Origin of the sequence: Arthrobacter sp. LjRoot78 (assembly GCF_964254335.1) — a bacterium.
GTDB lineage: Bacteria > Actinomycetota > Actinomycetes > Actinomycetales > Micrococcaceae > Arthrobacter.
Map to the genome: position 1 here is coordinate 4,435,767 of NZ_CAXUTG020000001.1, position 25,353 is coordinate 4,461,119.

The following is a 25,353-nucleotide window of genomic DNA, read 5'->3' on the forward strand; positions in this document are numbered from 1 at the left end:
ACCAATGAGCACGAAGGTCGAGAAGCGCATTCTGGTCAACGTCCCGACAAGCACGGCGTACAACCAGTGGACCCAGTTCGAGGAATTTCCGCACTTCATGGGTGGCGTGAAGAGCGTGGCCCAACTCAGCGACGATCGTCTTGAATGGGTGGCCGAAATCGCAGGTATCCGCCGGAAGTGGGAGGCGAAAATCCTGGAGCAGGTCCCCGACCGCAAGGTTGCCTGGGCCGCGACGGAAGGCGCAACCAATGCGGGAACAGTAACCTTCGAAGACGTGGGTGGCGGCCAGACTTCGGTGCAGCTTTCGCTCGAATACGAACCGGAAGGCATCGTAGAGACCATCGGCGACAAACTTCATGTCGTCGACCGTCAGGTGGAAGCGGATCTGAAGAGGTTCAAGGACTTCATCGAGGACGAGGGCTATGCAAGCGGCGCCTGGCGCGGGAGCGTCAATGAGGGCGCCTCTCCCGGCACTCCCGGAGTCGAGGCCGCCGAGGCCTCACGCGGCGATTCCGGCAGAGCCGGTGTGTCCGGAAAGGTCGCGGCGGGAGTGGGCGTTGCAGCGGCAGCAGCAGCAGGCGTGGCCGCGAGCATGCGCGACAAGGACACTGAGCCCACCCGTACCACGGCTCCAGTTTCCGAGACCCCGGTGTCGGCCGTTCCGGCCACCGATGCTTCCGGATACGTGCAGCCGCTGGATGAGGGCGGCACGGTGTCCGGCGATTCCGGCTCCGCGTTGAGTGACGAGCGGATCGCCAAGCCGTTCGACCAGACCAACGGGCTGGTGGACTTCGAAGGCGACTCGGACGAAACCGCCGACAGCGACACGAGAAGCGCCGCCGAGCGGCGGAACGAAGAAAACCGCGACGGCGGCCTCCCTCCCGCGGCGGGGAGCCTCGGCCAGCACTAGGGCTGTCTCGCTGGGGGCGAGCACCAGGGGCGTCGCCTCCCGTCCAGCACGGGAGGCGACGCCCCTTCCCCATGACCACTTAAATGTCGGTGGTCGCGGAGAGACTTGATGTATGGACGGCGGGCAGGAGCCGGAACGGGCTCCGGGAGCAGCGGACGCGGTGGCGATCACCGAGATGATCGCCACCCTGGCTTTCGCACGGCCTGCAGCAGACGGTGCGGGGATGATCGACCAGCTTCGTAAACTCGAGGAGCTGAAGTCCGCTGCAGCCGCGCTGCAGGTCAAGATCGCGGTTGCCTTTGACTTAAGCCAGCGCCGTGAACAGCTACGCGCGGGCGTCCCCGCCGACGAACTCGGCACCGGCGTCGCTGCACAGATCGCCCTCGCCCGGCGGGAATCGCCAGCCAAGGGCAGCCGGCTTCTGGGCCTGGCGAAGGCGCTCGTCACCGAGATGCCGCACACTCTCGCCGGGCTAGAGGCCGGCCGGCTCAACGAATGGCGTGCAACACTCCTGGTCCGTGAGACGGCCTGCCTTTCTCCTGCTGACCGCAGCGCCGTTGACGAGGAGTTGGCGTCCGACGTCGGGAAGCTCAGTGGAGCGGGCGACCGCGCGGTGATTGCCGCGGCACGGTCCGCCGCGTATCGGCACGATCCGAGGTCCGTTGCGGACCGTGCCAGCCACGCCGCCGCCGAGCGCCATGTCAGTCTCCGCCCCGCGCCCGACACCATGTGCTACCTAACGGCGTTCCTCCCGGTCGCGGAGGGTGTGGCCGTCCACGCGGCGCTCACCAGGCAGGCGGACGCCTTTCGATCCGACGGCGACCCCCGTTCACGCGGCCAGATCATGGCCGATGCGCTGGTGGAACGCGTCACGGGAACGGCAGGGGGAATCAGCGGGGTCCAGATCCAGCTGGTCATGACGGACCGCACGCTGCTCCAAGGCGACAGCGAGCCTGCCCGGCTTCCGGGCTACGGCGTGGTCCCCGCCGGGTGGGCCCGGGAGTTCGCTGCCCAGAGCCAAGGCCATGACCGGCCGCTGAACGTTTGGCTGCGGCGGCTCTACACTGCCCCGGGCAGCGGGGATCTCGTGGCAATGGACTCGAGGGCAAGACTCTTCCCGCCCGGATTGGGCCGCTTTATCCAGGTCCGCGACCACACCTGCCGCACGCCATATTGCGACGCTCCGATCAGGCATCTGGACCACGTCCTGCCCTGGCACAGCGGCGGAACCACCACTCAAAGCAACGGGGCGGGACTCTGTGAAGCGTGCAACCACATCAAGGAAGCCCCCGGCTGGCGCTGCCGTCCCAGTCCGGGACCCCGGCACACTTTGCAGCTGACAACGCCCACCGGGCACAGCTACCAGTCCACAGCCCCGCCGTTGCCCGGACACCAGCCGCCCGAAGCAGCCGCATCCCGCCGCCGGCGCGAACTCCGGCACCGGGCCAAGACGCTCAAGCGCGCCAGGATCAGGGCAGAGGCTGCCGCTGCGGCCTGACGCGGCGTTGAGCCAACCGGCTGAGGCGCGTACCAAACACGAAGACCTGCTTTAAACAACAAAGACCTGCAGGTACCTTCGCGATCTCGCTAAGAGACGGCCCGGACATTCACATGTCCCGAACGGCCCGCGTTATCTGAACGGTTACCTGCAGGCGCTTTAAGCGTACGCCCGCGCGGTCCGCCTGAAAATAGGCCGGGAGCCTCTTGCCACGGAGCCTGGATGAGGCGCCGTAACTTGTGATTTTGGAAATCCGCAGAACATCAACCCCGGCCAAAAGCGTAGAGTGGAACCAGACGCCTGATTCTGGACGCCGTGTGCTGAGGGAGAAATCGTGACGATTGACTGGGACGAAAAAAAGGCCCTGCTGCAGGAACCGAACATCGCTGCTGTAACCCAGCTTTGCGACGAACTGATGGAAAAGAAGCCGGGCTCAATAGTCCCGTACATCGACCCCGTCCATGACGAGGACGAATGCAGGATCGTCAGTCTCCATGTCAGCCCCGGCAAGGGCACCGAATCGGGCTTCGTGTCGCATTTCAACGACGACGAAGCAGCCCGGCGGGCCACGTCAATCTACGAAATCGTGGAACTCGATCCCCGCTACGTCATGCCGTGGAACGCCTACCCGTGGGTGCGCGACCCCGATTTGCCGTCCGCCCTCAACGTCCAGGAAAAGACGGACGGCCTGCGACCCTTCCGCCAGTTCCTGAAGATCAACAAGCGTGTCTCGGCCATCATCGCCCACGGCACGGATGCCCAGACCTTCCTCACCCTCTTCGAAAAGACCTACCACCAGTCCCTGAAGAACTCCGGCATCAAGATCTACAAGGCCAGCGCTCTCGGGGGCCGGGCCTTCGCGGTCTCGGCGAACAAGCAGGAAGAGCTGCTGAGCAAGAGCGTGGAGATCTACAAGGACGCGATGCAGCGCGCGGGGATCCAGCACCTCTAGCCGCTCCCCTACCCTTCGAGCAGCCTCCGCCGGTGCTTGAGCTCCTTAAGCCATGACCTGGTGACGATCGCCGAGAACGGCGAGCCGCCGTCGTCGTTCGTTCCGGCAAAAGCAGCGCCGCGCTCCAGGTCCGCCACCAACGGACCCGACGCCTTCAACCCCAGCTCCAGCACCTGGACAGCGGCGCGCTCGGCCAGCCCCAGGCCGGTGGCCCAGCCGAGAAAATGCTTCCGCGATATCCCTGTCCGCTTGCCGTCCAGCGTGAGGGCGAGCGTTTTGTCCCCGTAAACCACTGTGGAGGGGATGTCGTAGACCGGGGCGATGGACCACTCCCCCGACGGCTGCTGCACCATCGACACGTTCTTCGCATGCAGGTCGCCATTCCCGCTCAACCACGCAAAGGCAGCCTGGATGGCCAGATTCCGCAACGCAGGCAGGGGCGCTGCGCAGTATTCGGCCAGGGCGTGGCACACCCGCCCGTACGCCACGTTGTACTTGTCCGCCGGGTACAGCCCCAGCACCTGCGCACCATCCTCGACGGCGAGCCGCTGCACCGCGCCATGCGCGCCGCCAGCCAACGGGATCCGGTCAAACCGCTCCACCAGGAGCCCCGGCCGGGCCTCGACGTCCCGTATCAGCCGCACCCTGCTCAGCGGAATCCGCAGCTTGGCCGCGTAGCGGAACATCACCAGCTCGTTTTCCACCACATGCGGGAACTCGGGTGCATTGAGCTTGAGGATGTAACGCCGGCCCGCGCTGGCAACGGGCATGGAGATCATCCCCGCCGACAGCTTGTCCTGCACGCCGGCAAGTGCCACGGGGTCGATCAGGCCGGAATCGCCCAGCAACGCGTCGAAATCGACCGGCGCCTTCGGGTTCAGCTCGACGGCGTGCTCATCCGGGTCCAGCGGCTCGCCGTGGCCGACAATCTGCACATCCCCAACCGGGTTGGCGCCGGCCGCGATGAGGAGGGACAGTTCGTCGTCAACGCTCGTTTTCACCGATCGCCGCAGGGCATTCAGCCGCCTGCCCTCCGGCAGGAGACCCGTGAAGTACGGCGGCGCAGCCCCCGCCGCGGACAGCACCGGTTCAGTGCTCAGCGGCAGGGAACTGGCGACGGCGGGACCCCCCGCCGCGAGGTAGGCCGGCAGGTAGCTGAACCTGGTGCCGCCGTCGTGCCGTTCCAGCCGGGCTGCCAGCACTCCGGCCTTGTAGACATCCGCCACACGGTGCCTCACGGCCGGGCCTCCGGCAGCTGCCCGTCGATGGCGCGCGCCGCCGCCCGCGTCCGGGTGCTCAGCTGCAGCTCCAGCCCGAGCGTCTCAAGCAGCGCCAGGAGTGAATCCAGCTGCACGCTGCGCTTTCCCTGTTCAACGAAACGGACAAACCGCTCCGACACCCCTGCTAGCTGGGCAAGGTCGTGCTGGGTCAGCCGCAGGGTTGTCCGTCGTGCCCGGACCTCGGCTGCGAGCCTGTCGGTGAACGCCTCGGCCATCCCGGACCCCTCTCGACAGGCACGAACGTACCGTTTCTAGCTGGATTACCAGTCTAAGAGCGCGAGCGCGACAACGTAAAGGGAAAATCGGAACGAACGTACCGAGGGTATGGATCCGACATAGCGTCAGTGTTGACACCCCATGTGACCCGTGCCATATTTAAAGCGTGAACCTGTCAGACAGCCGGACAGCAGGACAGCCTCTCGCCCGCCTCAGCGCGGCAGAGGCCGTCTTCAACGTCCTCCGCACGGACATCGAGTCCGGCAAACTCAAGGTCGGCGCCAAGCTCAGCTCCGAAGCCACGCTCGCCCAGCAGTACGGGGTGAGCCGCTCCGTAGTCCGCGAGGCGTTGCGTTCCTGCAACGCCCTCGGCCTCACTACCACCAAAACCGGCCGCGGCACCTTTGTTGTGGCCAGCCGGGTTGCCAAAGACCTGGTGCTCGGCCAGTACTCCGCGCTGGACCTCACCGAGGCGCGCCCGCATATCGAGGTTCCGGCGGCCGGCCTGGCCGCCCAACGCCGGACCGCCGAGGAACTGGAAGGGCTGCGGGAGATCGTGGCCGCTATGGTTGCGGAGGACGACCCCGAAGCCTGGGTGGCCCTCGACTCCGGCTTCCACGCAGCCATTGCCCGCGCCAGCCACAACCAGGTGTTCGAAAACGTGGTCGCCGACATCCGCGGCGCCCTGGCGCACCAGTCCGAAACCCTCAATATGGTGGCCGACCGCCAGCACGCCTCCGACCAGGAGCACCAGCGGATCCTGGCCGCCATCGAATCCGGCAATTCCGCCGAAGCCAGCGCCGCTATGCAGGAGCACCTGCAGGCCGTAGGCGCCGCCCTCGACTCCATCCTCGGCCAATAGCCGCAAGCCACTCGCAACTAACAACCGACGCCCCATACGTAACCCAAGGACTCCATGCTTTCCCCTGCCTTGCCCGTCCATGCCCAAGCTCCGAACCCGGACGTAACAGCCCTGCCGCGGCACGCCCCGCTGGCCGTGCAGATCCGCGACGGGCTCGTGGAAAGCGTCCACTACGGTTCGGTGATCGCCACCGCCCCGGACCAGACTGCTGACGGCGGCGTCCGCGCGCTGGTCTCGGCGGGTGACCCCTTAGCTCCTTTCTACCCGCGGTCATCGCTCAAGCCGCTGCAGGCCGTGGCCATGGTCTCCGCCGGCCTCGACCTCCCCGCGGATCTCCTTGCCCTCACCGCCGCCAGCCATTCCGGGGCGGCAATGCACCGCGACGGCGCCCTCCGCATCCTCGAAATGCACGGGCTGACCGCCGACGCCCTGGGAAACAGCACCGACCTCCCGTACGGCCCCGACGAACGCGAAGAATGGCTCCACGCCGGCGGCATAGCAACGCAGATCACGCAGAACTGCTCCGGCAAACACGCCGCCATGGCCGCAACCTGCATCATCAACGGCTGGCCGGTCCTCGGCTACCTCGATCCTGAGCATCCCCTGCAGAAACTCGTGGCCGCTACCGTCCGGGACATCACCGGCGAAGAGCCCGAGCGCACCAGCACCGACGGCTGCGGCACACCGCTGTTCGCCCTCACCCTCCGCGGCATGGCCCGGGCGTTCGGCCGCCTTGCCGCCGCTGTGGTGACCGACCCCGGAAGTCCGGAAGCCGCCGTCGGCCGCGCCATGATGCAGCACCCCGAAATGGTGGCCGGCGAGGGCCGCGACGTCACCGAACTGATGCGCCTGCTCCCGGGAGCGGTGGCGAAGGACGGCTTCGAAGGCGTGCAGCTCGTGGGACTGCCGGACGGCCGCGCTGTGGCAGTCAAGATTTCCGACGGCGGGGACCGCGCCCGCATGCCGGTCACCGTCCGCGCACTGGAAGCGCTCGACGTCGACACCTCACCGCTCGCGGGCATCGCCACCGGTGTGGTCCTGGGCGGCGGCCGCCCCGTCGGGCAGCTGACGGCCACCGACTTCGTCCCGGCAACCTAGCCGCCCCCCACCAACCCGTCTCCCCAGCTACGTCCCGAGGATATCCATGACCGACACCGCATCCCCCGCCGACTTCCGTTCCGAACACGACCTCCTGGGTGACCGTGATGTCCCCGCCGCCGCGTACTGGGGTGTCCACACGCTCCGGGCCGTGGAGAACTTCCCCATCACCGGCCAGCCGCTCTCCTCCAACATGTACCTGGTCCGGGGCCTGGCCGCCGTCAAGCTGGCCGCCGCCCGGACCAACCGCGAACTGGGCCTGCTCGACGGCGGACGCGCCACCGCCATCGAGGCAGCCTGCACCGACGTCATGAACGGCAAACTCAGCGACCAGTTCGTGGTGGACGTCATCCAGGGCGGCGCCGGGACGTCCTCGAACATGAACGCCAACGAGGTCATCGCCAACCGGGCCCTGGAAATCCTCGGACACCCCAAGGGCGACTACGCCCGCCTGCACCCGAACGACCACGTCAACCTCAGCCAGTCCACCAACGACGTCTACCCCACGGCCGTGAAGCTGGGCACCATCTTCGCCGCCCGCGAACTCCTCGCCGCCCTGGCCGAACTCGAAGACGCGTTCGCCGCCAAGGCCGCCGAGTTCCGCACCGTGGTGAAAATGGGACGCACCCAGCTCCAGGACGCCGTGCCCATGACCCTCGGCCAGGAATTCGGCACCTACGCCGTCACCATCGGCGAGGACCGGCTGCGCCTGGCCGAAGCGGACCTGCTGATCCACGAAATCAACCTCGGCGCCACCGCCATCGGCACCGGCCTGAACGCCCCGGCCGGCTACGCCGAAGCAGCCTGCCGGCACCTAGCCGAAATCACCGGCCTGCCCCTGGTCACCGCCGTGGACCTCATCGAGGCCACCCAGGACGTCGGCGCGTTCGTGCACCTCTCCGGCGTCCTCAAACGCGTGGCCGTGAAACTCTCCAAGATCTGCAACGACCTGCGCCTGCTCTCCTCCGGCCCCCGCGCCGGACTGGGCGAAATCAACCTGCCCGCCGTGCAGTCCGGCTCCTCCATCATGCCCGGCAAAATCAACCCGGTCATCCCGGAAGTAGTCAGCCAGGTCGCCTACGAAGTCATCGGCAACGACGTCACCATCACCATGGCCGCCGAAGCCGGGCAACTCCAGCTCAACGCCTTCGAACCCATCATCGTCCACAGCCTCCACAAGAGCATCTCCCACCTCGAAGCCGCCTGCCGCACCCTCACGGCACGCTGCGTCCGGGGCATCACCGCCAACACCGAACACCTCCGCCTCACCGTCGAACAATCCATCGGCCTCGTCACAGCCCTGAACCCCCACCTCGGCTACACCACCGCAACCGCCATCGCCCAGGAAGCCCTCGCCACCGGCAAGGGCGTTGCCGAACTCGTCCTCGAACACCAACTGCTCACCGCCGAGCAACTGGAAGAGCTCCTCAGCCCGCAACGCCTGGCCAACCTCAGCAAGTAGTCCCCCACCTAAGGACCCTTCATGACACAGCCCCAACAGGACACTGCCCAAAAGCAGGCCATCACCGACCACACCATCCCGGCACACGCCCACGCTTCAGAAGCCACCCTCCACCGCGAGGATGAGGGCTACCACAAGGGACTCAAGCCCCGGCAGGTCCAGATGATCGCCATCGGCGGCGCGATCGGTACCGGTCTCTTCATGGGCGCCGGCGGCCGGCTTGCCACCGCCGGACCGGCCCTCATCATCAGCTACGCGGTGTGCGGCTTCTTCGCCTTCATGATCCTGCGCGCCCTCGGCGAGCTTGTGATGCACCGCCCCTCGTCGGGATCGTTCGTTTCCTATGCCCGTGAATTCTTCGGCGAGAAGGCGGCGTTCGTCACCGGCTGGCTGTACTGGCTGAACTGGGCGATGACCGCAATCGTGGACATTACCGCCGTCGCGCTTTACATGAACTTTTTCAAGAAGTACTGGGCACCCATTGCCGACGTTCCGCAGTGGGTGTGGGCGCTGACGGCCCTGATCCTGGTGCTCGGCCTGAACCTGATCTCCGTCAAGGTCTTCGGCGAGCTGGAGTTCTGGTTCGCGCTCATCAAGGTGGTGGCGCTGGTGACCTTCCTGGTGGTAGGCATCTACTTCGTCATCTTCGGCACGCCCGTGGACGGCCAGCAGGTTGGCTTCAGCCTGATCGCGGACAGCGGCGGCATGTTCCCCAACGGGCTGCTGCCTGCCATTGTGGTGATGCAGGGCGTGGTGTTCGCCTATGCTTCGATCGAACTGATCGGAACCGCGGCCGGTGAAACCGAGAACCCGGAAAAGATCATGCCCAAGGCCATCAACACGGTGATCTTCCGGATCGCGGTGTTCTACGTCGGCTCCCTGGTGCTGCTTTCCCTGCTCCTGCCGTACACCGCATACAAAGCCGGCGAAAGCCCGTTCGTCACCTTCTTCGGTTCCATCGGCGTCGAAGGCGTGGACGCCATCATGAACCTGGTGGTCCTCACGGCGGCGCTGTCCTCGCTCAACGCCGGCCTGTACTCCACCGGTCGCATCATGCGCTCCATGTCCGTCACCGGCTCCGCTCCGAAGTTCGCGTCCCGCATGAACAAGGCCGGCGTCCCGTACGGCGGTATTGCACTGACCGCGGCGGTGGCCGTCCTAGGTGTGGTGCTCAACGCCATCGTTCCCGCCGAAGCTTTCGAGATTGTCCTGAACGTGGCATCCCTGGGCATCATCAGCACCTGGGCCGTGATTGTGCTGTGCCAGATGCAGCTGGCCCGGCTGGCCAAGCGCGGCGAACTCCTCCGCCCGGCGTTCCGGATGCCCGGCGCCCCCGTGACCGGCTGGATCACGCTGGCGTTCCTGCTGGCAGTGCTGGTCCTGATGGCCTTCGATTCGCCAGTGGGAACCTGGACCATCGCCTCGTTGGTGATCGTGATTCCGGCGCTGATGCTGGGCTGGCGTCTCTGCCGGGACCGCGTCCTCGAGCTCGCCGCAGTCCGCGACGGCTTCACCGGCCCGTACCCGCTGGTCGCCAACCGCCCGGGCCCGGGGGCGAAGAACAAGAGCTAAACACATACCGCTAGCCACGCGTTCCACCGGCGACGCGTTTCAATAGCGCGAACGGACACTTGCGGCCCTGAAATCCTCGGATTCAAGGGCCGCAAGTGTCCGTTCGCGCTTTGGTGTGGGGGCTTAAGTGTCCGTTCGCGCTTTGGTGTGGGGCTGCACCTGACTCGGTAGCATGAAGCCATTGCGTGCAGTTCCACCACCAGCGCGGGTCCTGGCAATCCGGGACCGGGGAAGAGGTAGCTCATGTCAGGATCCAAACTTGCGGTGGTGGGAGCCGGAAGCGTCGGCACCTCACTGGCGTACGCTGCCTTGATCCGGGGTTCGGCCAGCAATATCGCCCTATTCGATGTCAATGCCCTCAAAGCGGAGGCGGAGGTCCTGGACCTCGCCCACGGCACGCAGTTCGCCGCGGCGGCCGCCACCGTCACCGGCGGCGGAGACATCGCCGTGACTGAAGGCGCCGACGTCGTGGTGATCACGGCCGGCGCCAAACAGGCGCCGGGCCAGACGCGCCTGGACCTGGCCGGAACGAACGTCCGCATCCTCGAACAGCTCATGCCGCAACTGCTCCAGCATGCCCCGGACGCGGTCTATGTCCTGGTCACCAACCCCTGCGACGTTCTCACCGTGGCGGCGCAACAGATCTCGGGGCTGCCGCCGGAACGTGTCTTCTCCTCCGGCACCGTGCTGGATACGTCGCGGCTGCGCTGGCTGCTGGCCCGCCGTGCCGGCGTCTCCGTGGCCAGTGTCCACGCCAGCATGGTGGGCGAGCACGGCGACACGGAGTTCCCGGTGTGGTCCGGCGCCACGATCGGCCCGGTCCCCATCCGGGACTGGGAAGTGGACGGCGAACGGGTCTTCACCGCGGATTACCTCACCGAGACAGCCCGCGAAGTGACGCAGGCGGCCTACAAGGTCATCGCCGGCAAGGGGGCCACCAACTACGCGATCGGTCTCTCCGGTGCGCGCATCGTGGAAGCCCTGCTCCGGGACGAGAACGCCGTGCTGCCCGTTTCCACCGTCCTGGACGGCCCCTACGGAATCTCCGGCGTGGCGTTGTCCCTTCCCAGCATCGTGGGGCGCGGCGGCGTGCACCGCGTGCTTCACACGCCCATGGACGACGGCGAACTGGCGGCTCTGCAGCATTCGGCAGACACGCTGCGGAACACAATGGGTACGCTGGGAATCTAAGGGCCGCACCCTTCGTTGAACGGTGCGGACACTACAGCCGCACTGCACGCGGTACCAAGGGAAGGGAGAACGCTGTGCCTCAATTTGCCGGTTCCCTGTCCCTCCCTGTGAGTCGTCGGCTTCGGGCCGCCCTGATTCTTGGCGTCCTCGCAATCCTGGCCGGATTCATCGGCATGCACGTCATAGCGTCCGCGCACACCCAGCACGGCCCGGGCGCCCTGGCAGCCTCTCCCGCCGGCGCCCACGCAACCCACGCCGCGGCACCGAGTGCAACGGCGCATGTGGCGCCCGATGCCATGGCGGACGGCACAGTTCACGCCGCAGCCTTGGATCCGGCGTCCGCCCGGCCCATGGGCAGCAGCGCACCGGAGCCGCCGCCGTCATGCGTCTCCACCGGCGAAACCGGTGACAGGGCTGCCCCGCACGCAAGCTGCATTCCCGCACCGGCCACCGCGGTCCTGTCAGCGCCGCCCCCCGGCACCACATCTTTCACCGGTCCGGAACCCTCCGTGGACACCGGCCGGGTGCTGCACGCGTACACACACCTGCCCGACAGTCCAACGCCCGGCGAACTCTCGATTAGCCGGACGTAAACCGGGAGCTGCACCGTGACGCTTCCGGTGCTTCCACCTGCCCGCTGGATGCCTGTTCCCCGCGTTGAACCCCCGCGCACCGAAGCCAGGCAGCCGCCCCTCCCGGCACCCATGCCGGATTCCCGAAGGACACCATTTACATGAAGAAGCCAATCACTCTTTCAGCCGCTGCCCTGGCCGCGGTCATCACACTCGCCGGTTGCGGCTCGAATGCCACCACCGGCTCCTCAACGATGCCCGCGGACCACGGGGCCATGAGCTCCAGTTCCGCGCCAGCCGGCAGCCCTGACTCCATGGGCCACAACTCCGCGGACACGCTATTCACCCAGTCCATGATTCCGCACCACGCACAGGCCGTGGAAATGAGCGCCATGATGCTCGGCAAGCAGGGCGTCAACCCGGCCGTCACGGAGCTGGCCACCAAAATAAAGGCCGCACAGGGCCCGGAAATCGACCAGATGAACGGCTGGCTCAAGGGCTGGAACGAACCCACCGCCATGGCCGGGCACGGCGAAGCAGGCCACAGTATGTCCGGCATGATGAGCGACGACGACCTCAAGGCACTCGACGCCGCACAGGGCAAGGAAGCTGACAAGCTGTTCCTCACCCAGATGATTGCGCACCACGAGGGCGCCGTGCAGATGGCAAAGGCCGAAATAGCCGACGGGCAGAACAGCGACGCCGTGAAGCTCGCCCAAGGAATCGTTACCGCCCAGGAGTCCGAAATCAAGGAAATGAAGGAGCTGCTGGCCACCGCGGCTCAGTAGCGGCGGAGTCGGCGACGGGCCGCAAGTGTCTGTGAGCGCTGTAGGAGCGGCGGATAGGTGCGGTAGCCGGGTTGCGGCGGCGTAATGCAACGCCGCCGCAACCCTGCGGAGCGCCGGTTCGCATATGCTCAGCTGAGAAGTTCACGCTGGCTCAACGACGAACCACCACAGGAGAAACGCTCATGACCACCTGGCGGATCAGGGATTTCCATTCGGCCGACCTTGACGGCATCCTGCACCTCTGGGAATCGCTCAAGGCCACCAACGTGGAGCCCGTCTACGCGCTCTCCGAAGTCCTGGCCTCCTGCGAAAAGGACCACGCCGTGGTGGCGGTGCAGGGCGATATGGTGGTGGGCGCCGCCGTCGGTCGCGCCGCGCACGACCAGGGCTGGATCGTTTTCCTGGCCACCCTCCCCGAATACCGGGGCCGCGGGATCGGGACGTCGCTCCTCGCCGCCGTCGAAAACCGGATGGCCCCGCACGGGCTGAACAAGCTGTCCGCGCTGATGCCGGAGTCCGAAACCCGGGTGGAGGCCTTCCTCGGCCGGGGCTTCGTGCTCAAAAAAAACCTGCGCTACTTCGAACGGACCATCCCGGTCCAGCGCCAGGAGCTCGAACCCCTGGGCCTCCTTGGCGGCCGCATCCTGGCCCGCGACCTCTGGGAGAACGTGGCCGGCATGCGCAACGAAAAGGAACTGCTGGAACGCCGGCTGGTTCTCCCTCTTGCCGAGGCGGACCTGGCGGACGAATTCGGCGTGGTGCCGCCCCGCGCCGTCGTCCTCTTCGGCCCTCCCGGCACCGGCAAGACAACGTTCGCGAAGGCCATCGCGTCCCGGCTCGAATGGCCCTTCGTGGAAGTATTCCCCTCCCGGCTCGCGGCCGACCCCAAGGGCCTGGCCGGAGCCCTCCGGGAAACCTTCCTGGAGATCGCCGAGCTGGAACATGCCGTTGTATTCATAGACGAGGTGGAGGAGATTGCGTCCCAGCGCTCTGGCGAGCCGCCGTCGCCGCTCCAAGGCGTCACCAACGAACTCCTGAAAATCATCCCGGCCTTCCGCGAGCAGCCCGGCCGCCTGCTGGTCTGCGCCACCAACTTCATCCGCGCCCTGGACACCGCCTTCCTGCGCCACGGCCGGTTCGACTACGTGATCCCCATCGGCCTGCCCGACCGCCAGGCCCGGGAGGCCATGTGGCAGCGGTTCATTCCGGCTGCCGTGGTGGACGACGTGGACGTGGAGCTGCTGGTGGACCGCACCGAGGGCTTCTCCCCCGCGGACATTGAGTACGCCGCCCGGAGCGCCTCCCAGCGTGCCCTGGAAAAGGCAGTGTACGACGACGGCGGGCTGGCGTCCGGGGGCACCGCGTCAGTTCGCGAGGCGGTCCGAAAGGGTCCCGCCACGCAGGACTATCTCGACGCGATTGCGGACACCCGGACCACGGTGAGCAAGGAGGTCCACCAGGACTTCCTTGAGGACATCGACTCGCTGGGCCGGGTGTAACAGCCGGCTTGATTCTGTTCCTCACGGTTGTCAGCGGCATCGCCTGGACGGCGGTGTACGTCGAGGCAATCCGGATCGGATTCCGGGACCGGAGTTATTCGATCCCGGCGGCAGCCTTGGCATTGAACTTCGCGTGGGAAGCCATTTATGCCTCGCGTTCCGTGGCAACCGCGCTGTCCGTCCAGGGTGTGTTCAATATCGTGTGGGCGCTGGCGGACGTTGCCATCCTGTACACGTTCTTCAGGTTCGGCCGGGCCGAGCTCCCAGCGTGGGTGACGCGGAAACTCTTCCTGGCCTGGGCCCTGCTCCTGGGGGTCACCGCCCTTGCCGTGCAGCTGCTGTTTGTCGCGGAGTTCGGCTGGGACGCGGCTCCGCGCTACTCGGCGTTCCTGCAGAACCTGCTGATGTCCGGGTTGTTCATCGCCATGTTCGTCGCCCGCGGCGGCGCCAGGGGCCAGTCCCTGCTCATCGCCGTCGCCAAATGGATCGGAACACTGGCGCCCACTATCGTGTTCGGCTGGTACACCTATTCGCCCCTGATTCTGGGCGTCGGCGCCCTCTGCAGCGTCTTCGACCTCGTGTACATCGGCTTGATGCTGCGGACGCGGACCGGGCGGTCTGGAGCCGCTGCCGTTCCCGCCGGTACTCTTTGAGCCATGTCCAACAATCCCCTCCGGCATGCCATGGCCCGCATGGGCGGCCGCGACCCGCATGAGCAGCACCGGGCAGCCACCCCGCTGGAGCTGTTTTTCGACCTCACCTTTGTCATTGCGTTCGGAGTGGCCGGAAGCCAGTTCGCCCACGAGATTGCCGGGGCCCACTTCGGTGCAGGGCTGCTGGGGTTCTCCTTCACGATGTTTGCCGTGATCTGGGCGTGGATCAACTTCACCTGGTTCGCCAGCGCGTACGACACCGACGACTGGGTCTTCCGGGTGGTCACCATGATCCAGCTGCTTGGCGTGCTGATTCTGACCATGGGCATCGAACCCCTCTTCCACTCGCTGGTGGAAGGCACCCATGTGGACAACGCCGTGATCGTGGGCGGCTACGTGATCATGCGCCTGGCCCTGGTGTTCCAGTGGCTGCGTGCGGCGCGGCAGGACCCGGCCCGCCGCCAGACCTGCCTGCGCTACGCAACCTACCTTGGGGTGGTGCAGCTCGGCTGGATCGCGGTGCTGGTCGTCCAGGCGGACCTGCTGACCACTATCCTGATGACCGTGCCCCTGTACGTGCTGGAAATGGCGACGCCGTACGTGGCCGAGCGCTCCATGCGGACGCCGTGGCACGCGCACCACATTGCCGAGCGCTACGGCCTGCTGGCCATCATTGCCCTCGGCGAATGCCTGATCGGCGCGATCGAAACGCTCCGCGCCATCGTGTCCAATCACGGCTGGAGCGTGGACGCGGCTCTGGTGGGCTTCGGCGGAACGGCACTGGCGTTCGGTATGTGGTGGATCTACTTCATCCTGCCCGCCGGCCGGGCCCTGCACCTCCAGCGGCACCGCTCCTTCTTCTTCGGCTACGGGCATATCCCCATCTTCGCGGCCATCGCGGCAACAGGCGCAGGCCTGCACGTGGCGGCCTATTACATCGACCACGAGGCACACATCGGCGCCGCCTTGGCCGTGGCCAGCATCGCCGTGCCCGTGGCCATTTTCAAGGCCTCGCTTACGGCGATGTTCAGCGTGATGATCTGCGTGGACCGCACCGTCATTGCCGTGGCCGCGGGCGTCCTCGCGGCGCTGGCCGGCAGCGTGGGGCTCGCCGCCGCCGGGGTCTCGGTGCCCGTCTGCCTGCTGGTGATCGTGCTGGCGCTGGGCGTTTCGATTGTCATTGACGAGAAGCGCGGCACCCACAGGATGAACGCAGCGCTGGAGCAGATGGAACGGGCGGTCTCGACAGGCTCCACCCCCAAGGAGTGACCTTCGGCCCTTCAACTGCACCGCCGCTGCTGCCAGAGTGACACTGGGGCGGGAAGCCCCCGCCCGTGAAGGTGGCTAGCATGAACCCTGTCGTCACGACCACACATGGCCAGCTGCGCGGCAGCGTCGAGGACGGCGTGCACCGTTTCCTGGGCATTCCGTACGCCGCGCCCGCGTCCGGAGCGAACCGGCTCCGTCCGCCGCGGCCCGTCCAGCCCTGGACAGAAGTCCGCGACGCCACCCACTACGGCGCAGCTCCCTTCCAGCTGTCTCCCCCGGAAAGTGCCGGCACGGAATGGGACACTGAGCTGGCCGGCGAGGATTGCCTGAACCTCAACGTCTGGACACCGGACCCGGGCAGCGCCGGCCTGCCGGTGATGGTGTGGATCCAGGGCGGCGCGTTCGAAATCGGCTCGACCGCGGCCTACGACGGCCGGAACTTCGCCCGGGACGGCGTCGTATGTGTGGTGATCAACTGGCGGGTGGGCGCGGACGGTTTCCTGGACCTTGGTGACGGGCAGGCCAACGTCGGTCTCCTCGACCAGGTCGCTGCCCTGGAGTGGGTCCGCGGGAACATCGCAGCTTTCGGGGGTGATCCCGGCAACGTCACTGTCTTTGGCCAGTCAGCGGGTGCCATGAGCATCGGCGTCCTTCTCTCGATGCCGCGCGCCGAGGGCCTGTTCCGGCGGGCCATCCTGCAGAGCGGCGCAGCCCACCATGCGATCCCCACCGAGACCGCCCAAAGAATCGGCGGGTTCCTTGCCGAGAAGCTGGGGGTTCTGCCAACCCGGGAGGCAATGGCAGCGGTACCCGCTCAGCGATTCCTCGCGGCACAGGCGGAGTTGAAGGCGGATCTCTTTGCCGGCCCGGACCCCGCGCGCTGGGGACAAGAGGTGGTCTCCGGCTCGATGCTCTGGCAACCGACAATCGACGGCGACGTCATCCCCCGCAGCCCCATCGAACGGATCGCTGCCGGCGCCGGGTCCACGGTGGACGTCGTGGTCGGCACCAATACCGAGGACTGGAAGCTGTTCCTCGCCATCACCGGTGTCATCGCGAAGGTCACGGAGCAGGACCTGGTGGAATCGAGGAGCGTGGACGGCTTCCCGCCCATTGCGGCATACGGGCTTCCCGCCGAGACGGCATACCGCGAGTACCGCTCCCACTATCCGGACAGTGCTCCCGGCGACGTGCTCGCCGCTGTGGAAACGGACTGGTGGGTGCGGATTCCGGCACTCAGCCTGGCCGATGCCCACGTGACGTCGGCGACTTCAGCGCGTACTTTCATGTACGAGTTCGCCTGGCCAGCGCCCGGCCTCGGCGCAGTCCATGCCGTGGAAGTGCCGTTCGTCTTCGACAGCCTGGACACGCACTCGAGGTTGTTCGGACCGTTGCTCGGGGCAGAACCGCCGCAGGAACTGGCTGATGCCATGCACGCCGCCTGGGTTTCGTTCGCGGCCACCGGCGATCCCGGCTGGCCGGGCTACGACCTCGAGCGCAGGACCACCATGCTCTTCAATACCGATTCCCGTGTGGTGTACGACCCCCGGGCCTGGGAGCGCGAACTGTGGGAGGGCATCCGCTAGGACTCGTAGGAGAGGTTCTCGTAGTCGGTATCGTCCGCCTCGTCCAGGCGGTCGTCCAGTTCCTCGAGCAGCCAGGGGTTCACCCGCGCCAGGATCTTGCGGACTTCTTCGACGGGGACGGCGTCGTAGAGCACCGGCCTGGCTTCGTCGTAGCGGGTCACCGGCGGCTTGTCCGGCCACTTTTCAGCCAGGGCCTTGACGCGCTCCGGCAGTGAGTTGTGCGCGTTGTCCGCGATCTTGACCAGCGTGGCGTCGTGATCCTCGGCAATGAACCGGATGCCGGCCTGGTAATCGTCCGGGTTGTCGTGCAGCCGCTTGGTGACACGCTCGATGATGCCCACCGCGCGCTCGGAGACGCCCATATCCAGCAGTGCCTGCCGGGTGATCGGGGTGTCCTCAGCAATATCGTGCAAGTAGCCGGCAATCCGGATGTCGTCGTCGAAATCCGCCAGGGCATCCCCGACGGCGAGGACATGTTCGCGGTACGGCCGCTTGAGCTTGTCCTTCTGACGGTTGTGCGCCACTTCGGCGAGGACCTTCGCCGTCTCAACAGTGAATCGTGGCTGAGGGACGCTTGCGTCCGTGGTTCCTGTGTCTGGCATGGCTCCAGCCTACGCGCCTAGGCGCCTGTGGCTTTGCCCATGCCCGTGCCCGTGCCCGGAACACCTGGCCACACCCACGGCTCCCGCGGCAGCGCCGACGGATCAAAGGATTGCAGGACCCGCGGCAGCGGTCCCGGCGGGAGCCCGAGCGATTCGAGAAGGATGCCCCGAACCCGGCTGGCGTCCAGTCCGGCGTCGGCCAGGTCGGCCAGCGTTACGGCTCCGTCGCGCTTGGCCAGCCGGGCGCCGTCGGCATTCGCTACCAGCGGCACGTGAACATATTCCGGGACGGGAATATTCAACAGCGAAGCCAGGTATGCCTGCCGGGGCGTGGACGGCAGCAGATCGTCCCCGCGGACCACCTGGTCAATACCCTGCGCGGCGTCGTCCACCACCACCGCCAGGTTGTAGGCAGTCACCCCGTCATTGCGGCGGAGCACAAAGTCGTCCACCACGCCCGTGTAGGTTCCGTGCAGCCGGTCCTCCACCGTCCAGTCGGTGACAGCCGAACGCAGCCGGATGGCGGCGGGCCGGATGGTCCTTTTGAACTCCCGTTCGGCCGGGTCAAGGTTCCGGCACGTCCCCGGGTAGGCGCCCTGCGGGGCGTGCGGCGCGGACGGCGCCTCCTGGATTTCACGCCGGGTGCAGAAACATTCATACGTCAGCCCTGCGCCAGCCAGTCCACGGATCGCCTCCGCATACAGCGGCTCGCGTTCGGTCTGGCGCACGACGCCGCCGTCCCAGGTCACGCCAATGGCTGCCAGATCGCGGAGCTGCTCCGCCTCAGCACCCGCTCGGGCGCGGTCCAGGTCCTCCACGCGCATCAGGAACCGCCGGCCGGTGGAGCGGGCAAACAGCCACGCGAGGATCGCCGTCCTGAGGTTTCCGACATGGAGTTCGCCGGAAGGGCTCGGGGCAAAGCGGCCGGCTGAAGTCATGGCACCAGCCTAGGCGTTTTGACCATGGAGGTTAGTGGCGCCCCGGACAACACACGTTCAAACAACACAAGAGCCCCTCAGCTACCGATGACTTCGGGGATCCGACGTCGGGAGCTCAGGGGCTCTTGCCGTGTTTGTTGAAAGACGATGCGTGAACAAGTGTCAATCAGCGGCGGCCTCCTTGCGGGAAACCTGTTCCAGGGACCGGGTGGTGTACCGGGGGTCCTGTAGCCTGCGGGATTCGGCGGTAGCCTGCGTCCCTTTGTTGCCATCATTTCAGCAGAAGACCTACAGTAGGCGCAACGAGCATGCGCTTCACTGGTCAGACTGATCAGTCGTCAGCGCGCCATCAGGCAGGAAGTGATCAGATTGCAGGAACTGGATCCGACGGACCGGCGGATTCTAGCCGCACTGGACGACGACCCCCGCATGCCCATCATGGTGCTGGCGCAGAAGCTGGGCCTGGCGCGCGGAACTGTGCAGTCGCGCCTGGAGCGGATGACGGCGTCGGGCGCCCTCCGCCCCAACAGCAGCCGCGTACTGCCCTCGGCCCTGGGCCGCGGCGTGGCCGCGGCAGTGAGCGCTGAACTGGACCAGAGCCACCTGAACGAAGCCATCGCCGCACTGCGCAAGATCCCCGAAGTCCTGGAATGCCATGCCCCGGCCGGCGACACCGACCTCCTCATCCGCGTGGTGGCCAAGAGCCCGGACGACCTCTACCGCGTGTCCGAGGAGATCCGCCTCTGCCCCGGCATCGTCCGCACATCCACCAGCATGTTCCTGCGCGAAGTCATCCCGTACCGAACCACCGGACTGCTGGACGCCTGACCCCGCGCTGCGGAGTACCCGATCCAGGGGACTTCTCCCCATCGCCGCCTCCAGCACGAGGCATTAGGCTGGCGTGGACTTCAACAGGGGGAAATGTGGCGGGGAACTTCTACGGTGCGGACGTCGCACAGCTACGTCAGCTCGCGAAAGACTTGGCGAAAGGTGCCAGCCGGCTGGACCAGCTGGGCCAACAGTTGGGCAGCTCCATCGCCTCCAGCCCGTGGAAGGGCAACGACGGCGACCGCTTCCGCAGTGATTGGAAGGGAGCCCATACGAAGGCGCTCCGGGAAGCTGCCGCGGGGATCCAGAACGCTTCCAAAGCCCTGCAGCGGAACGCCGACCAGCAGGAGCAGGCCAGCACCGGTTCAGCGGGCGGCGGCAACGGCGGGTCCGGCGGCGGCAACCCGCCGGCGGACCGCGCCGCGCAGGAACTGACGGACAAGCTCAACGGCATGACGCCGGCGGAACGCCAGGACTACCTGAAAAGCGATGAGTTCAATCAGTGGGCGCTGGCCCACCCGGACACCGCAAAGTCCGCCCTGGACGCTGCCGCCGACGCGGGACTGATCGAGAAGACTTCGCCGGAATATTCGGCGTTCCTCACCGACTACTGGAACCAGCAGGCCATGCGGGACATGGGAATCGATCCCGCTGACTGGGATACGTCCAAGGGCACGGAGTACAACTGGGAGACCATCAAGAAGGTCTACGACTTCTACGGGCAGGCCTACCTGTCCAACCCGGACCTGCAGTGGGCCGGGATGGCCAACATGATCGGCCCGTCGTTCGCCGGCGGATTCAAGGACATGGCCGTGATGCGCGACCTCGCACAGCAGATCGCCGACAACCCGGCGTCGGACATTCCGCTGCCGATGCTGGACCAGATCGAACAACTGGCCGGCATGACCGACCAGGAGATCAAGTTCTACGAGACCAGCATGCTGGACATGAACAAGGAGATCTTCCTGGACCAGGCCCGGCAGCACCAGGCCTACATGGACGGTGGACTGGACGAGATCAACCGCCTCCGCGACTCCGGTGCGATCGACCACCCGACGGCACGCGCCTGGGCCCAGGTCGATTCCGGCGACCCTGCGCAGGTGCAGGCAGGCAACACCATGCTCCTGTACCGGGAGCAGAACGAAATCATTGCAGACGACTACGACACCATGCGCAGCCACCCGGGCGGGGAGGCCGTGACCTACATGGTGACACTGGCCGGTGAACCGTCCATCCCCGGCGCCAGGAGTTACCCCGAAGTGTTCCCGTACAAGTTCAGCGTGGAAAGTCCGGGGCCGGAGAACGTGCCTTTCACCAACTGGGACAACCCCACGCAGTTCCGCACGGACTTCACCACCGGCTTCCCCGATGGGAACATCGCCGATGCCGATCAGCGCTGGGAGCTCATCAAGCAGGACACCCTGCCGGCCTACCAAAACCTGCTGGCTACTGACCCGGCGGGGGCCCGGCAGATCATCGGCTCGGATTTCAACGACCGGGTGGACCAGTACCGTCCCACCAACAATATTCCGGGCATCATGGACCGCTTTGTCTCCGGCTTCGACGCCGAGGTGCACCAGTGATTCCCGCGCTTCCGTCTGTCCGCCCGCGCCTTAGGCGGCAGGCCGCCGTCGTCCGCCGCGTCCTGCCCGTGTTGGGCCTGGCCGGAAGCCTTGCCCTCACCGGCTGCCAGATCAGCAGCCCCAACGCCACCGAACCGACGTCCGCCGCATCATCTTCTGCAGGGAGCACCGTGAGCACCTCCGAATTTTCCACCCTCGACGCCGCCGGAGTGGACCAGATCCGCGCCACCAAAACCGCGCGGCTGGACATGAGTTCGGGTTCGTTGAAAAAGGCTGACGTGCGGGTTACCGAGGACAGCTACGGTCCGGAAATCAACACCCGCGGCTCGGGCAAGATCGCGCTGACGATTGTGGCGCCCAATGGCGAGATCGCGGGCGAAACGGATCGGATCCGGTTCAACACCACGGACCAGAGCCCCGACTTCAGTGAAGTGACCTACTTCCTCACCGCCGATTCGGCGGCTGAGTACTTCGGCCTGATCCGCGACGGCGTACAGCGCTACGGAATCGACGGCGGCTCCGCTGAGCGGTGGATTTCCTCGACGGAGAAGGACCCTGAAGGGAAGAGCGATTTTTCCATCACTCCGGGGACGTCCACCGGGCTGGAGGTCAACTACGACCTCCGGTACGACGGCGCCAAGGACACCCAGGTGATCATCGTCCACGTCAGCCCGGCAGCCTGACTGGCCGGCTGCCGCTAAACGGGCAGGACCCCGCCTAAACCGGCGGACCGGCGTTGGACTTCAGGTTCTTCATCACCAGGGTTGATGTGAGTCGTTCGACGCCGGGCAGCGACGTGAGCTCGGAGTCGTAGAAGCGCTGGTAGGCGGGCAGGTCCTCGGCGATGACCTTCAGGAGGTAGTCCGGCGAGCCGAACAGCCGCTGCGCCTCCACGATGTTGGGATTGTCCGCCACGCGGTTCTCGAAGATCTCCATGGTGGGCCGGTCCACCTGCCGCAGCGTCACAAAAACGATGGCCTCGAACCCGAGTCCGACGGCGGCAGGGTCGATGTCCGCGCGGTAGCCGCGGATCACCCCTGATGACTCCAGGTCCCGCAGCCGCCGGTGGCACGGCGCGACCGTCAATCCCACCTTTGCCGCAAGGGCGGTGGCAGTCATCCGGCCATCCGTTTTCAGGTGGCGCAAGATATTTCTGTCAATGTGGTCAATCACGCAATTATCTTACCCACCATCGGCATTTCCTGAGTAAATCAGGGAACACTTGTTGCGGCTATTTGCCTAGAGTTTCTCCTATCAGCACACCGTAGGAGGCCGCCCGTGAATTCCCAGTTATTCCTCGCTTTCCTGGTGGTTGCCGGCGCCCTGGCCTGCACCCCCGGAGTGGACTGGGCCTACTCCATTGCGGCGGGCCTGAAACAGCGCAGTTTTGTCCCCGCCGTGGCCGGACTGTGCAGCGGCTACGTCCTGCACACGGTGCTCATGGTGGCGGGGCTTGCCGCCTTGCTGGCCGGTGCGCCCGGCGTCCTTGGCTGGCTGACTGTGGCAGGGGCGGCCTACCTGCTGTGGCTGGGCTTCGGCACCATCCGGTCGTGGCGCGGCGCCAGTTTCGGCCCCGGAGCGGCCGCCGCGGGCGACTCCAAACAAACGGAATCCAACCAGTTCCGCACCTTCCTGCAGGGCGTCGGCACCAGCGGGATCAACCCCAAGGGGCTGCTGTTCTTCGTGGCGCTGGTTCCCCAGTTTGTCAGCCCGGAAGCGTCTTTGCCGGTACCGGTGCAGTCCGGGCTGCTGGGCCTGACCTTCGTCCTGCTGGCCGGTGTGGTGTACACGTGTGTTGCCCTGCTCTCCAGGAAGCTGCTGCACTCACGACCCGGGGCTGCCCGGCGGGTGACGCTTGCCAGCGGGATCATCATGGTGGCGCTGGGCACCGTCCTGCTGTCCGAGCAGCTCATTCCGGTGGTGGCCGGGATCGCCTGGCAGTAGCAATAGCACCGGCCGGCGCCCTCAGACCTTACGTTCCATGAACCACTCGGTGAAGGCGGAAGCGCGTCCGTCCGGGCCGAGCCGGACCACCCACAGGTTCTCGTAGCTGGGGCGGTCACCCAGGTAGTTTGTGCGGCCTTGAACGAAATGCAGGTCACCGTCCGAGCCGAGCGGAGACCATTCGAAGGTCCACTCCTCCGGCTCGTCAGCCTCGGTCAGCCAGTGTTCCACGATCTGTTCATGCCCGCGCCACGCGTTCGGATCGTAGGGCCGGGTGGCGTAGACGGCGTCCTCGGTGAAGAGGGCGCGGATATCGTCCGGCTTGTTGGTGGTCCACGCCGTGATGTACTTTTCCATCCACTGCCTGATTGCATCGCTCATTGGTCCGTTGTACCGCGGCCTGCCATTGCCCACAAGGGCCTCCGGCGCCGGGCCTGCCGGACCCGGACGAGGAGCTCTATTCCCGGTCCAACTGCTTCCATTCCTGTTCCCAGAGCCTGCGCTCCTCGACGTCCTTGCGGATGACTTCGAAGGTCTCGAGTTCGGCCGGCCGGCCCCGCAGCCAGTCCCGCGGATTGAGTGACTTGCGGCCGTTGTCCAGCAGCAGGAGGGCGCGGTCGGTCATGGCGTCGTTCCGCAGCGCCAGATGGGTCTTGCGGCGCCGCAGGACTTCCTTGAGGGCCGCCTGGGCAGCGGCGCTGGCCCCAAGCCGCCGGAGTGAACGGGCGCGCACCAGGAGCAGCGCGGCAGAGAGGTCATCGGAGTTGAGGAGCCCTTCCGTCCACACCGCCACCTCCTTGTCGCGTCCCAGCGCATGGGCCAGCGAGCAGCGCGCCAGGGCCGCAGGCAGCGACGGCGGAAGCGACGCCACGGTTTGCAGCGCCGTCTCAAGGTGGCCCGTTTCCCGAAGCGAGTGCGACAGCGCCAGGAACACGGCCTCTTCACTGAAGAGCACCGGAACCTCGATGCGTTCGGCGACTTCAACCCGGGTGACCACGCGGGTCAGGTAGCCCGACGCGAACTGGTTGGCGTCGTCGTCGTTCCTGGTAGTGAGGCCCCGCTGCAGGAGCTCGGAGGCGCGCAGGTAGCCGCCCTGTTTGTAGGCGAGGAGCCCGGCCATGACGTAGCAAAGCCCGGCCCAGCCGGGATAGGCCCGGCCGGCCGTGATCAGCCGGTTGGGATCGGCGTTGTGGAAGATCGCCTCGTATACAGTTTTGGCGGCCTTCCCGGGGAGCCGCTTCATGCGGGGGACGGGGCCATCCACGCTGAGCAGCGCAGCATTGCGGCCGCCCAGGGCGCTGTGCAGGATCCCGCCCACTCCGTCTGCGATGTCACGCACCGGCGTGCGGACCAGCGCGTCGCCGAACGGGGTGAGGTCGCGCTGGTCGCGATAGATCGGTCCTGAGGTCTGTCCGGCGCTCATTCTTCCATGCTAGTGGTGCACGCTTGGCGGCTGCTGGGAGGGCCTCCCCACAGCTAGCTGGCTGCGGCCACCCAGACACCGATCACCCAGGTGCTCGCGGCCAAGCAGGCCAGGCCGAACTCCACCAGCATGCCCAGCCCGGTAGCTTTCAGTGCGGCCCAGCTGGTTGTCATGGCGGTGCGGAAATCGCGGGTGCGGTGGGATTCGCTGAGCAGCAAACCGGCGGCGAACCCTACAAAGAGGCCCACTACCGGGATGAGGAACATGCCCACCACCCCAAAGACGAGACCCGCCACCACGCTGCGGCTGGGGATGCGGTGTTCCCTGAGTTTGCGTCCCGTCAGCACTGCACTGGCCGCCATTCCCGCCAGCACGAACACCAGTCCGATTCCGAAGACCACCCAGCCGGCCGTTCCGGCGCCACCCCAGATGGCCCAGGCCAGCAGGCTCAGTCCGATGAGGATGCTGCCCGGCAGCACGGGGATAACGGTGCCGGCCACACCCACCACGATGGCAAGGCCGCAGAGGACAGTCACAAGGATCTCGGGGTTCATGCCCCAAGTCTAGGGTTGCCCGGCGAGGGTTCCCGGCATGGGTTGCCTCCGGGGGCTGCCCGGGCTAAGCGCT

General features: G+C 66.5%; 26 protein-coding genes. 18 read left to right on the plus strand and 8 right to left on the minus strand.

The window, feature by feature from the left end:
* The first annotated feature begins 4 nt into the window (after positions 1–4).
* The 3 genes from ACSQ1X_RS20590 to ACSQ1X_RS20600 all read left to right on the plus strand — a co-directional run bounded on the left by ACSQ1X_RS20590 (position 5) and on the right by ACSQ1X_RS20600 (position 3,360).
* Entirely contained in the window at positions 5–910 is a 906-nt protein-coding gene (locus ACSQ1X_RS20590) for an SRPBCC family protein (protein ID WP_055800446.1), read from the plus strand.
* 175 nt (positions 911–1,085) lie between these two features.
* Entirely contained in the window at positions 1,086–2,408 is a 1,323-nt protein-coding gene (locus tag ACSQ1X_RS20595; RefSeq protein WP_436059377.1) for an HNH endonuclease, read from the plus strand.
* Between the two features lie 334 nt (positions 2,409–2,742).
* Positions 2,743–3,360, plus strand: a complete 618-nt coding sequence (locus tag ACSQ1X_RS20600; protein ID WP_028272415.1) for a uracil-DNA glycosylase — start codon at positions 2,743–2,745, stop codon at positions 3,358–3,360.
* 8 nt (positions 3,361–3,368) lie between these two features.
* Here ACSQ1X_RS20600 and ACSQ1X_RS20605 read toward each other — a convergent pair whose 3' ends face one another.
* Positions 3,369–4,598, minus strand: coding sequence for a type II toxin-antitoxin system HipA family toxin (locus ACSQ1X_RS20605; protein ID WP_436059095.1), 1,230 nt, complete (start codon positions 4,596–4,598; stop codon positions 3,369–3,371).
* Positions 4,595–4,855, minus strand: a complete 261-nt coding sequence (locus tag ACSQ1X_RS20610; RefSeq protein ID WP_055800437.1) for a type II toxin-antitoxin system Y4mF family antitoxin — start codon at positions 4,853–4,855, stop codon at positions 4,595–4,597. The genes ACSQ1X_RS20605 and ACSQ1X_RS20610 overlap by 4 nt, the downstream gene beginning before the upstream one ends.
* Positions 4,856–5,022: 167 nt before the next feature.
* On the opposite strand from ACSQ1X_RS20610, the gene ACSQ1X_RS20615 reads away from it, so the two are divergent.
* From ACSQ1X_RS20615 to ACSQ1X_RS20665, 11 genes are all read left to right on the plus strand, one after another.
* A complete protein-coding gene (locus tag ACSQ1X_RS20615) occupies positions 5,023–5,718 on the plus strand; it encodes a FadR/GntR family transcriptional regulator (RefSeq protein ID WP_436059096.1) in 696 nt (231 codons plus the stop codon).
* Between the two features lie 54 nt (positions 5,719–5,772).
* Positions 5,773–6,816, plus strand: coding sequence for an asparaginase (locus tag ACSQ1X_RS20620; RefSeq protein WP_436059097.1), 1,044 nt, complete (start codon positions 5,773–5,775; stop codon positions 6,814–6,816).
* A 46-nt stretch (positions 6,817–6,862) separates the two neighbouring features.
* Entirely contained in the window at positions 6,863–8,278 is a 1,416-nt protein-coding gene (locus ACSQ1X_RS20625; protein WP_436059098.1) for an aspartate ammonia-lyase, read from the plus strand.
* 21 nt (positions 8,279–8,299) lie between these two features.
* Positions 8,300–9,850 carry an amino acid permease gene (locus ACSQ1X_RS20630; protein WP_436059099.1) on the plus strand — a complete coding sequence of 517 codons (1,551 nt, stop codon included), beginning with the start codon at positions 8,300–8,302 and terminating at the stop codon, positions 9,848–9,850.
* Between the two features lie 243 nt (positions 9,851–10,093).
* The gene (locus tag ACSQ1X_RS20635) at positions 10,094–11,041 is read left to right on the plus strand and encodes an L-lactate dehydrogenase (protein ID WP_055799793.1); all 948 of its coding nucleotides are present in this window, start codon (positions 10,094–10,096) and stop codon (positions 11,039–11,041) included.
* A gap of 74 nt (positions 11,042–11,115) precedes the next feature.
* Positions 11,116–11,634: a hypothetical protein gene (locus ACSQ1X_RS20640; protein ID WP_436059100.1), complete on the plus strand. Its 519-nt coding sequence runs from the start codon at positions 11,116–11,118 to the stop codon at positions 11,632–11,634.
* 140 nt (positions 11,635–11,774) lie between these two features.
* Positions 11,775–12,401 (plus strand): DUF305 domain-containing protein, encoded by a 627-nt coding sequence (locus ACSQ1X_RS20645; protein ID WP_055799799.1) that lies wholly within the window; start codon positions 11,775–11,777, stop codon positions 12,399–12,401.
* 182 nt (positions 12,402–12,583) lie between these two features.
* Positions 12,584–13,900 (plus strand): ATP-binding protein, encoded by a 1,317-nt coding sequence (locus ACSQ1X_RS20650; protein ID WP_436059101.1) that lies wholly within the window; start codon positions 12,584–12,586, stop codon positions 13,898–13,900.
* 8 nt (positions 13,901–13,908) lie between these two features.
* Positions 13,909–14,553 carry a hypothetical protein gene (locus tag ACSQ1X_RS20655; protein WP_436059102.1) on the plus strand — a complete coding sequence of 215 codons (645 nt, stop codon included), beginning with the start codon at positions 13,909–13,911 and terminating at the stop codon, positions 14,551–14,553.
* 3 nt (positions 14,554–14,556) lie between these two features.
* Positions 14,557–15,822 carry a low temperature requirement protein A gene (locus ACSQ1X_RS20660; RefSeq protein WP_436059103.1) on the plus strand — a complete coding sequence of 422 codons (1,266 nt, stop codon included), beginning with the start codon at positions 14,557–14,559 and terminating at the stop codon, positions 15,820–15,822.
* An 80-nt stretch (positions 15,823–15,902) separates the two neighbouring features.
* A complete protein-coding gene (locus ACSQ1X_RS20665; protein WP_436059104.1) occupies positions 15,903–17,408 on the plus strand; it encodes a carboxylesterase/lipase family protein in 1,506 nt (501 codons plus the stop codon).
* Here the strand turns inward: ACSQ1X_RS20665 and ACSQ1X_RS20670 are convergent.
* The gene (locus tag ACSQ1X_RS20670; RefSeq protein WP_055799812.1) at positions 17,405–18,010 is read right to left on the minus strand and encodes an HD domain-containing protein; all 606 of its coding nucleotides are present in this window, start codon (positions 18,008–18,010) and stop codon (positions 17,405–17,407) included. The genes ACSQ1X_RS20665 and ACSQ1X_RS20670 overlap by 4 nt on opposite strands.
* A gap of 17 nt (positions 18,011–18,027) precedes the next feature.
* Positions 18,028–18,948: a tRNA glutamyl-Q(34) synthetase GluQRS gene (gene gluQRS, locus ACSQ1X_RS20675; protein WP_436059105.1), complete on the minus strand. Its 921-nt coding sequence runs from the start codon at positions 18,946–18,948 to the stop codon at positions 18,028–18,030.
* Between the two features lie 369 nt (positions 18,949–19,317).
* Between gluQRS and ACSQ1X_RS20680 the strand changes: the two genes are divergently transcribed.
* From ACSQ1X_RS20680 to ACSQ1X_RS20690, 3 genes are all read left to right on the plus strand, one after another.
* Entirely contained in the window at positions 19,318–19,776 is a 459-nt protein-coding gene (locus ACSQ1X_RS20680) for an Lrp/AsnC family transcriptional regulator (protein ID WP_436059378.1), read from the plus strand.
* Positions 19,777–19,871: 95 nt separating this feature from the next.
* Positions 19,872–21,359, plus strand: coding sequence for a WXG100 family type VII secretion target (locus tag ACSQ1X_RS20685; protein WP_436059106.1), 1,488 nt, complete (start codon positions 19,872–19,874; stop codon positions 21,357–21,359).
* A complete protein-coding gene (locus tag ACSQ1X_RS20690) occupies positions 21,356–22,042 on the plus strand; it encodes a hypothetical protein (protein WP_235505699.1) in 687 nt (228 codons plus the stop codon). Before ACSQ1X_RS20685 ends, ACSQ1X_RS20690 begins: the two co-directional genes overlap by 4 nt.
* Positions 22,043–22,076: 34 nt before the next feature.
* Here ACSQ1X_RS20690 and ACSQ1X_RS20695 read toward each other — a convergent pair whose 3' ends face one another.
* The gene (locus ACSQ1X_RS20695) at positions 22,077–22,532 is read right to left on the minus strand and encodes an Lrp/AsnC family transcriptional regulator (RefSeq protein WP_082506758.1); all 456 of its coding nucleotides are present in this window, start codon (positions 22,530–22,532) and stop codon (positions 22,077–22,079) included.
* 105 nt (positions 22,533–22,637) lie between these two features.
* Between ACSQ1X_RS20695 and ACSQ1X_RS20700 the strand changes: the two genes are divergently transcribed.
* Entirely contained in the window at positions 22,638–23,303 is a 666-nt protein-coding gene (locus ACSQ1X_RS20700) for a LysE family translocator (protein ID WP_436059107.1), read from the plus strand.
* Positions 23,304–23,324: 21 nt separating this feature from the next.
* Here ACSQ1X_RS20700 and ACSQ1X_RS20705 read toward each other — a convergent pair whose 3' ends face one another.
* The 3 genes from ACSQ1X_RS20705 to ACSQ1X_RS20715 form a co-directional block, all read right to left on the minus strand.
* Positions 23,325–23,684 carry a nuclear transport factor 2 family protein gene (locus tag ACSQ1X_RS20705; protein WP_055799824.1) on the minus strand — a complete coding sequence of 120 codons (360 nt, stop codon included), beginning with the start codon at positions 23,682–23,684 and terminating at the stop codon, positions 23,325–23,327.
* Positions 23,685–23,760: 76 nt separating this feature from the next.
* Positions 23,761–24,726 carry a hypothetical protein gene (locus ACSQ1X_RS20710; RefSeq protein ID WP_436059108.1) on the minus strand — a complete coding sequence of 322 codons (966 nt, stop codon included), beginning with the start codon at positions 24,724–24,726 and terminating at the stop codon, positions 23,761–23,763.
* A 53-nt stretch (positions 24,727–24,779) separates the two neighbouring features.
* Complete coding sequence (locus ACSQ1X_RS20715) at positions 24,780–25,280, minus strand: DUF456 domain-containing protein (protein WP_055799831.1); 501 nt, start codon at positions 25,278–25,280, stop codon at positions 24,780–24,782.
* Positions 25,281–25,353: the final 73 nt, after the last annotated feature.

What these genes read in the sequence shown, in the direction of transcription:
- ACSQ1X_RS20590 (WP_055800446.1), top strand. Translation starts at nt 5, where the DNA reads ATGAGCACGAAGGTCGAGAAGCGCATTCTGGTCAACGTCCCGACAAGC.
- ACSQ1X_RS20595 (WP_436059377.1), top strand. Translation starts at nt 1,086, where the DNA reads ATGATCGCCACCCTGGCTTTCGCACGGCCTGCAGCAGACGGTGCGGGG.
- ACSQ1X_RS20610 (WP_055800437.1), bottom strand. Translation starts at nt 4,855, where the DNA reads ATGGCCGAGGCGTTCACCGACAGGCTCGCAGCCGAGGTCCGGGCACGA.
- ACSQ1X_RS20620 (WP_436059097.1), top strand. Translation starts at nt 5,773, where the DNA reads ATGCTTTCCCCTGCCTTGCCCGTCCATGCCCAAGCTCCGAACCCGGAC.
- ACSQ1X_RS20625 (WP_436059098.1), top strand. Translation starts at nt 6,863, where the DNA reads ATGACCGACACCGCATCCCCCGCCGACTTCCGTTCCGAACACGACCTC.
- ACSQ1X_RS20630 (WP_436059099.1), top strand. Translation starts at nt 8,300, where the DNA reads ATGACACAGCCCCAACAGGACACTGCCCAAAAGCAGGCCATCACCGAC.
- ACSQ1X_RS20635 (WP_055799793.1), top strand. Translation starts at nt 10,094, where the DNA reads ATGTCAGGATCCAAACTTGCGGTGGTGGGAGCCGGAAGCGTCGGCACC.
- ACSQ1X_RS20645 (WP_055799799.1), top strand. Translation starts at nt 11,775, where the DNA reads ATGAAGAAGCCAATCACTCTTTCAGCCGCTGCCCTGGCCGCGGTCATC.
- ACSQ1X_RS20650 (WP_436059101.1), top strand. Translation starts at nt 12,584, where the DNA reads ATGACCACCTGGCGGATCAGGGATTTCCATTCGGCCGACCTTGACGGC.
- ACSQ1X_RS20660 (WP_436059103.1), top strand. Translation starts at nt 14,557, where the DNA reads ATGTCCAACAATCCCCTCCGGCATGCCATGGCCCGCATGGGCGGCCGC.
- ACSQ1X_RS20665 (WP_436059104.1), top strand. Translation starts at nt 15,903, where the DNA reads ATGAACCCTGTCGTCACGACCACACATGGCCAGCTGCGCGGCAGCGTC.
- ACSQ1X_RS20670 (WP_055799812.1), bottom strand. Translation starts at nt 18,010, where the DNA reads ATGCCAGACACAGGAACCACGGACGCAAGCGTCCCTCAGCCACGATTC.
- gluQRS (WP_436059105.1), bottom strand. Translation starts at nt 18,948, where the DNA reads ATGACTTCAGCCGGCCGCTTTGCCCCGAGCCCTTCCGGCGAACTCCAT.
- ACSQ1X_RS20705 (WP_055799824.1), bottom strand. Translation starts at nt 23,684, where the DNA reads ATGAGCGATGCAATCAGGCAGTGGATGGAAAAGTACATCACGGCGTGG.
- ACSQ1X_RS20710 (WP_436059108.1), bottom strand. Translation starts at nt 24,726, where the DNA reads ATGAGCGCCGGACAGACCTCAGGACCGATCTATCGCGACCAGCGCGAC.
- ACSQ1X_RS20715 (WP_055799831.1), bottom strand. Translation starts at nt 25,280, where the DNA reads ATGAACCCCGAGATCCTTGTGACTGTCCTCTGCGGCCTTGCCATCGTG.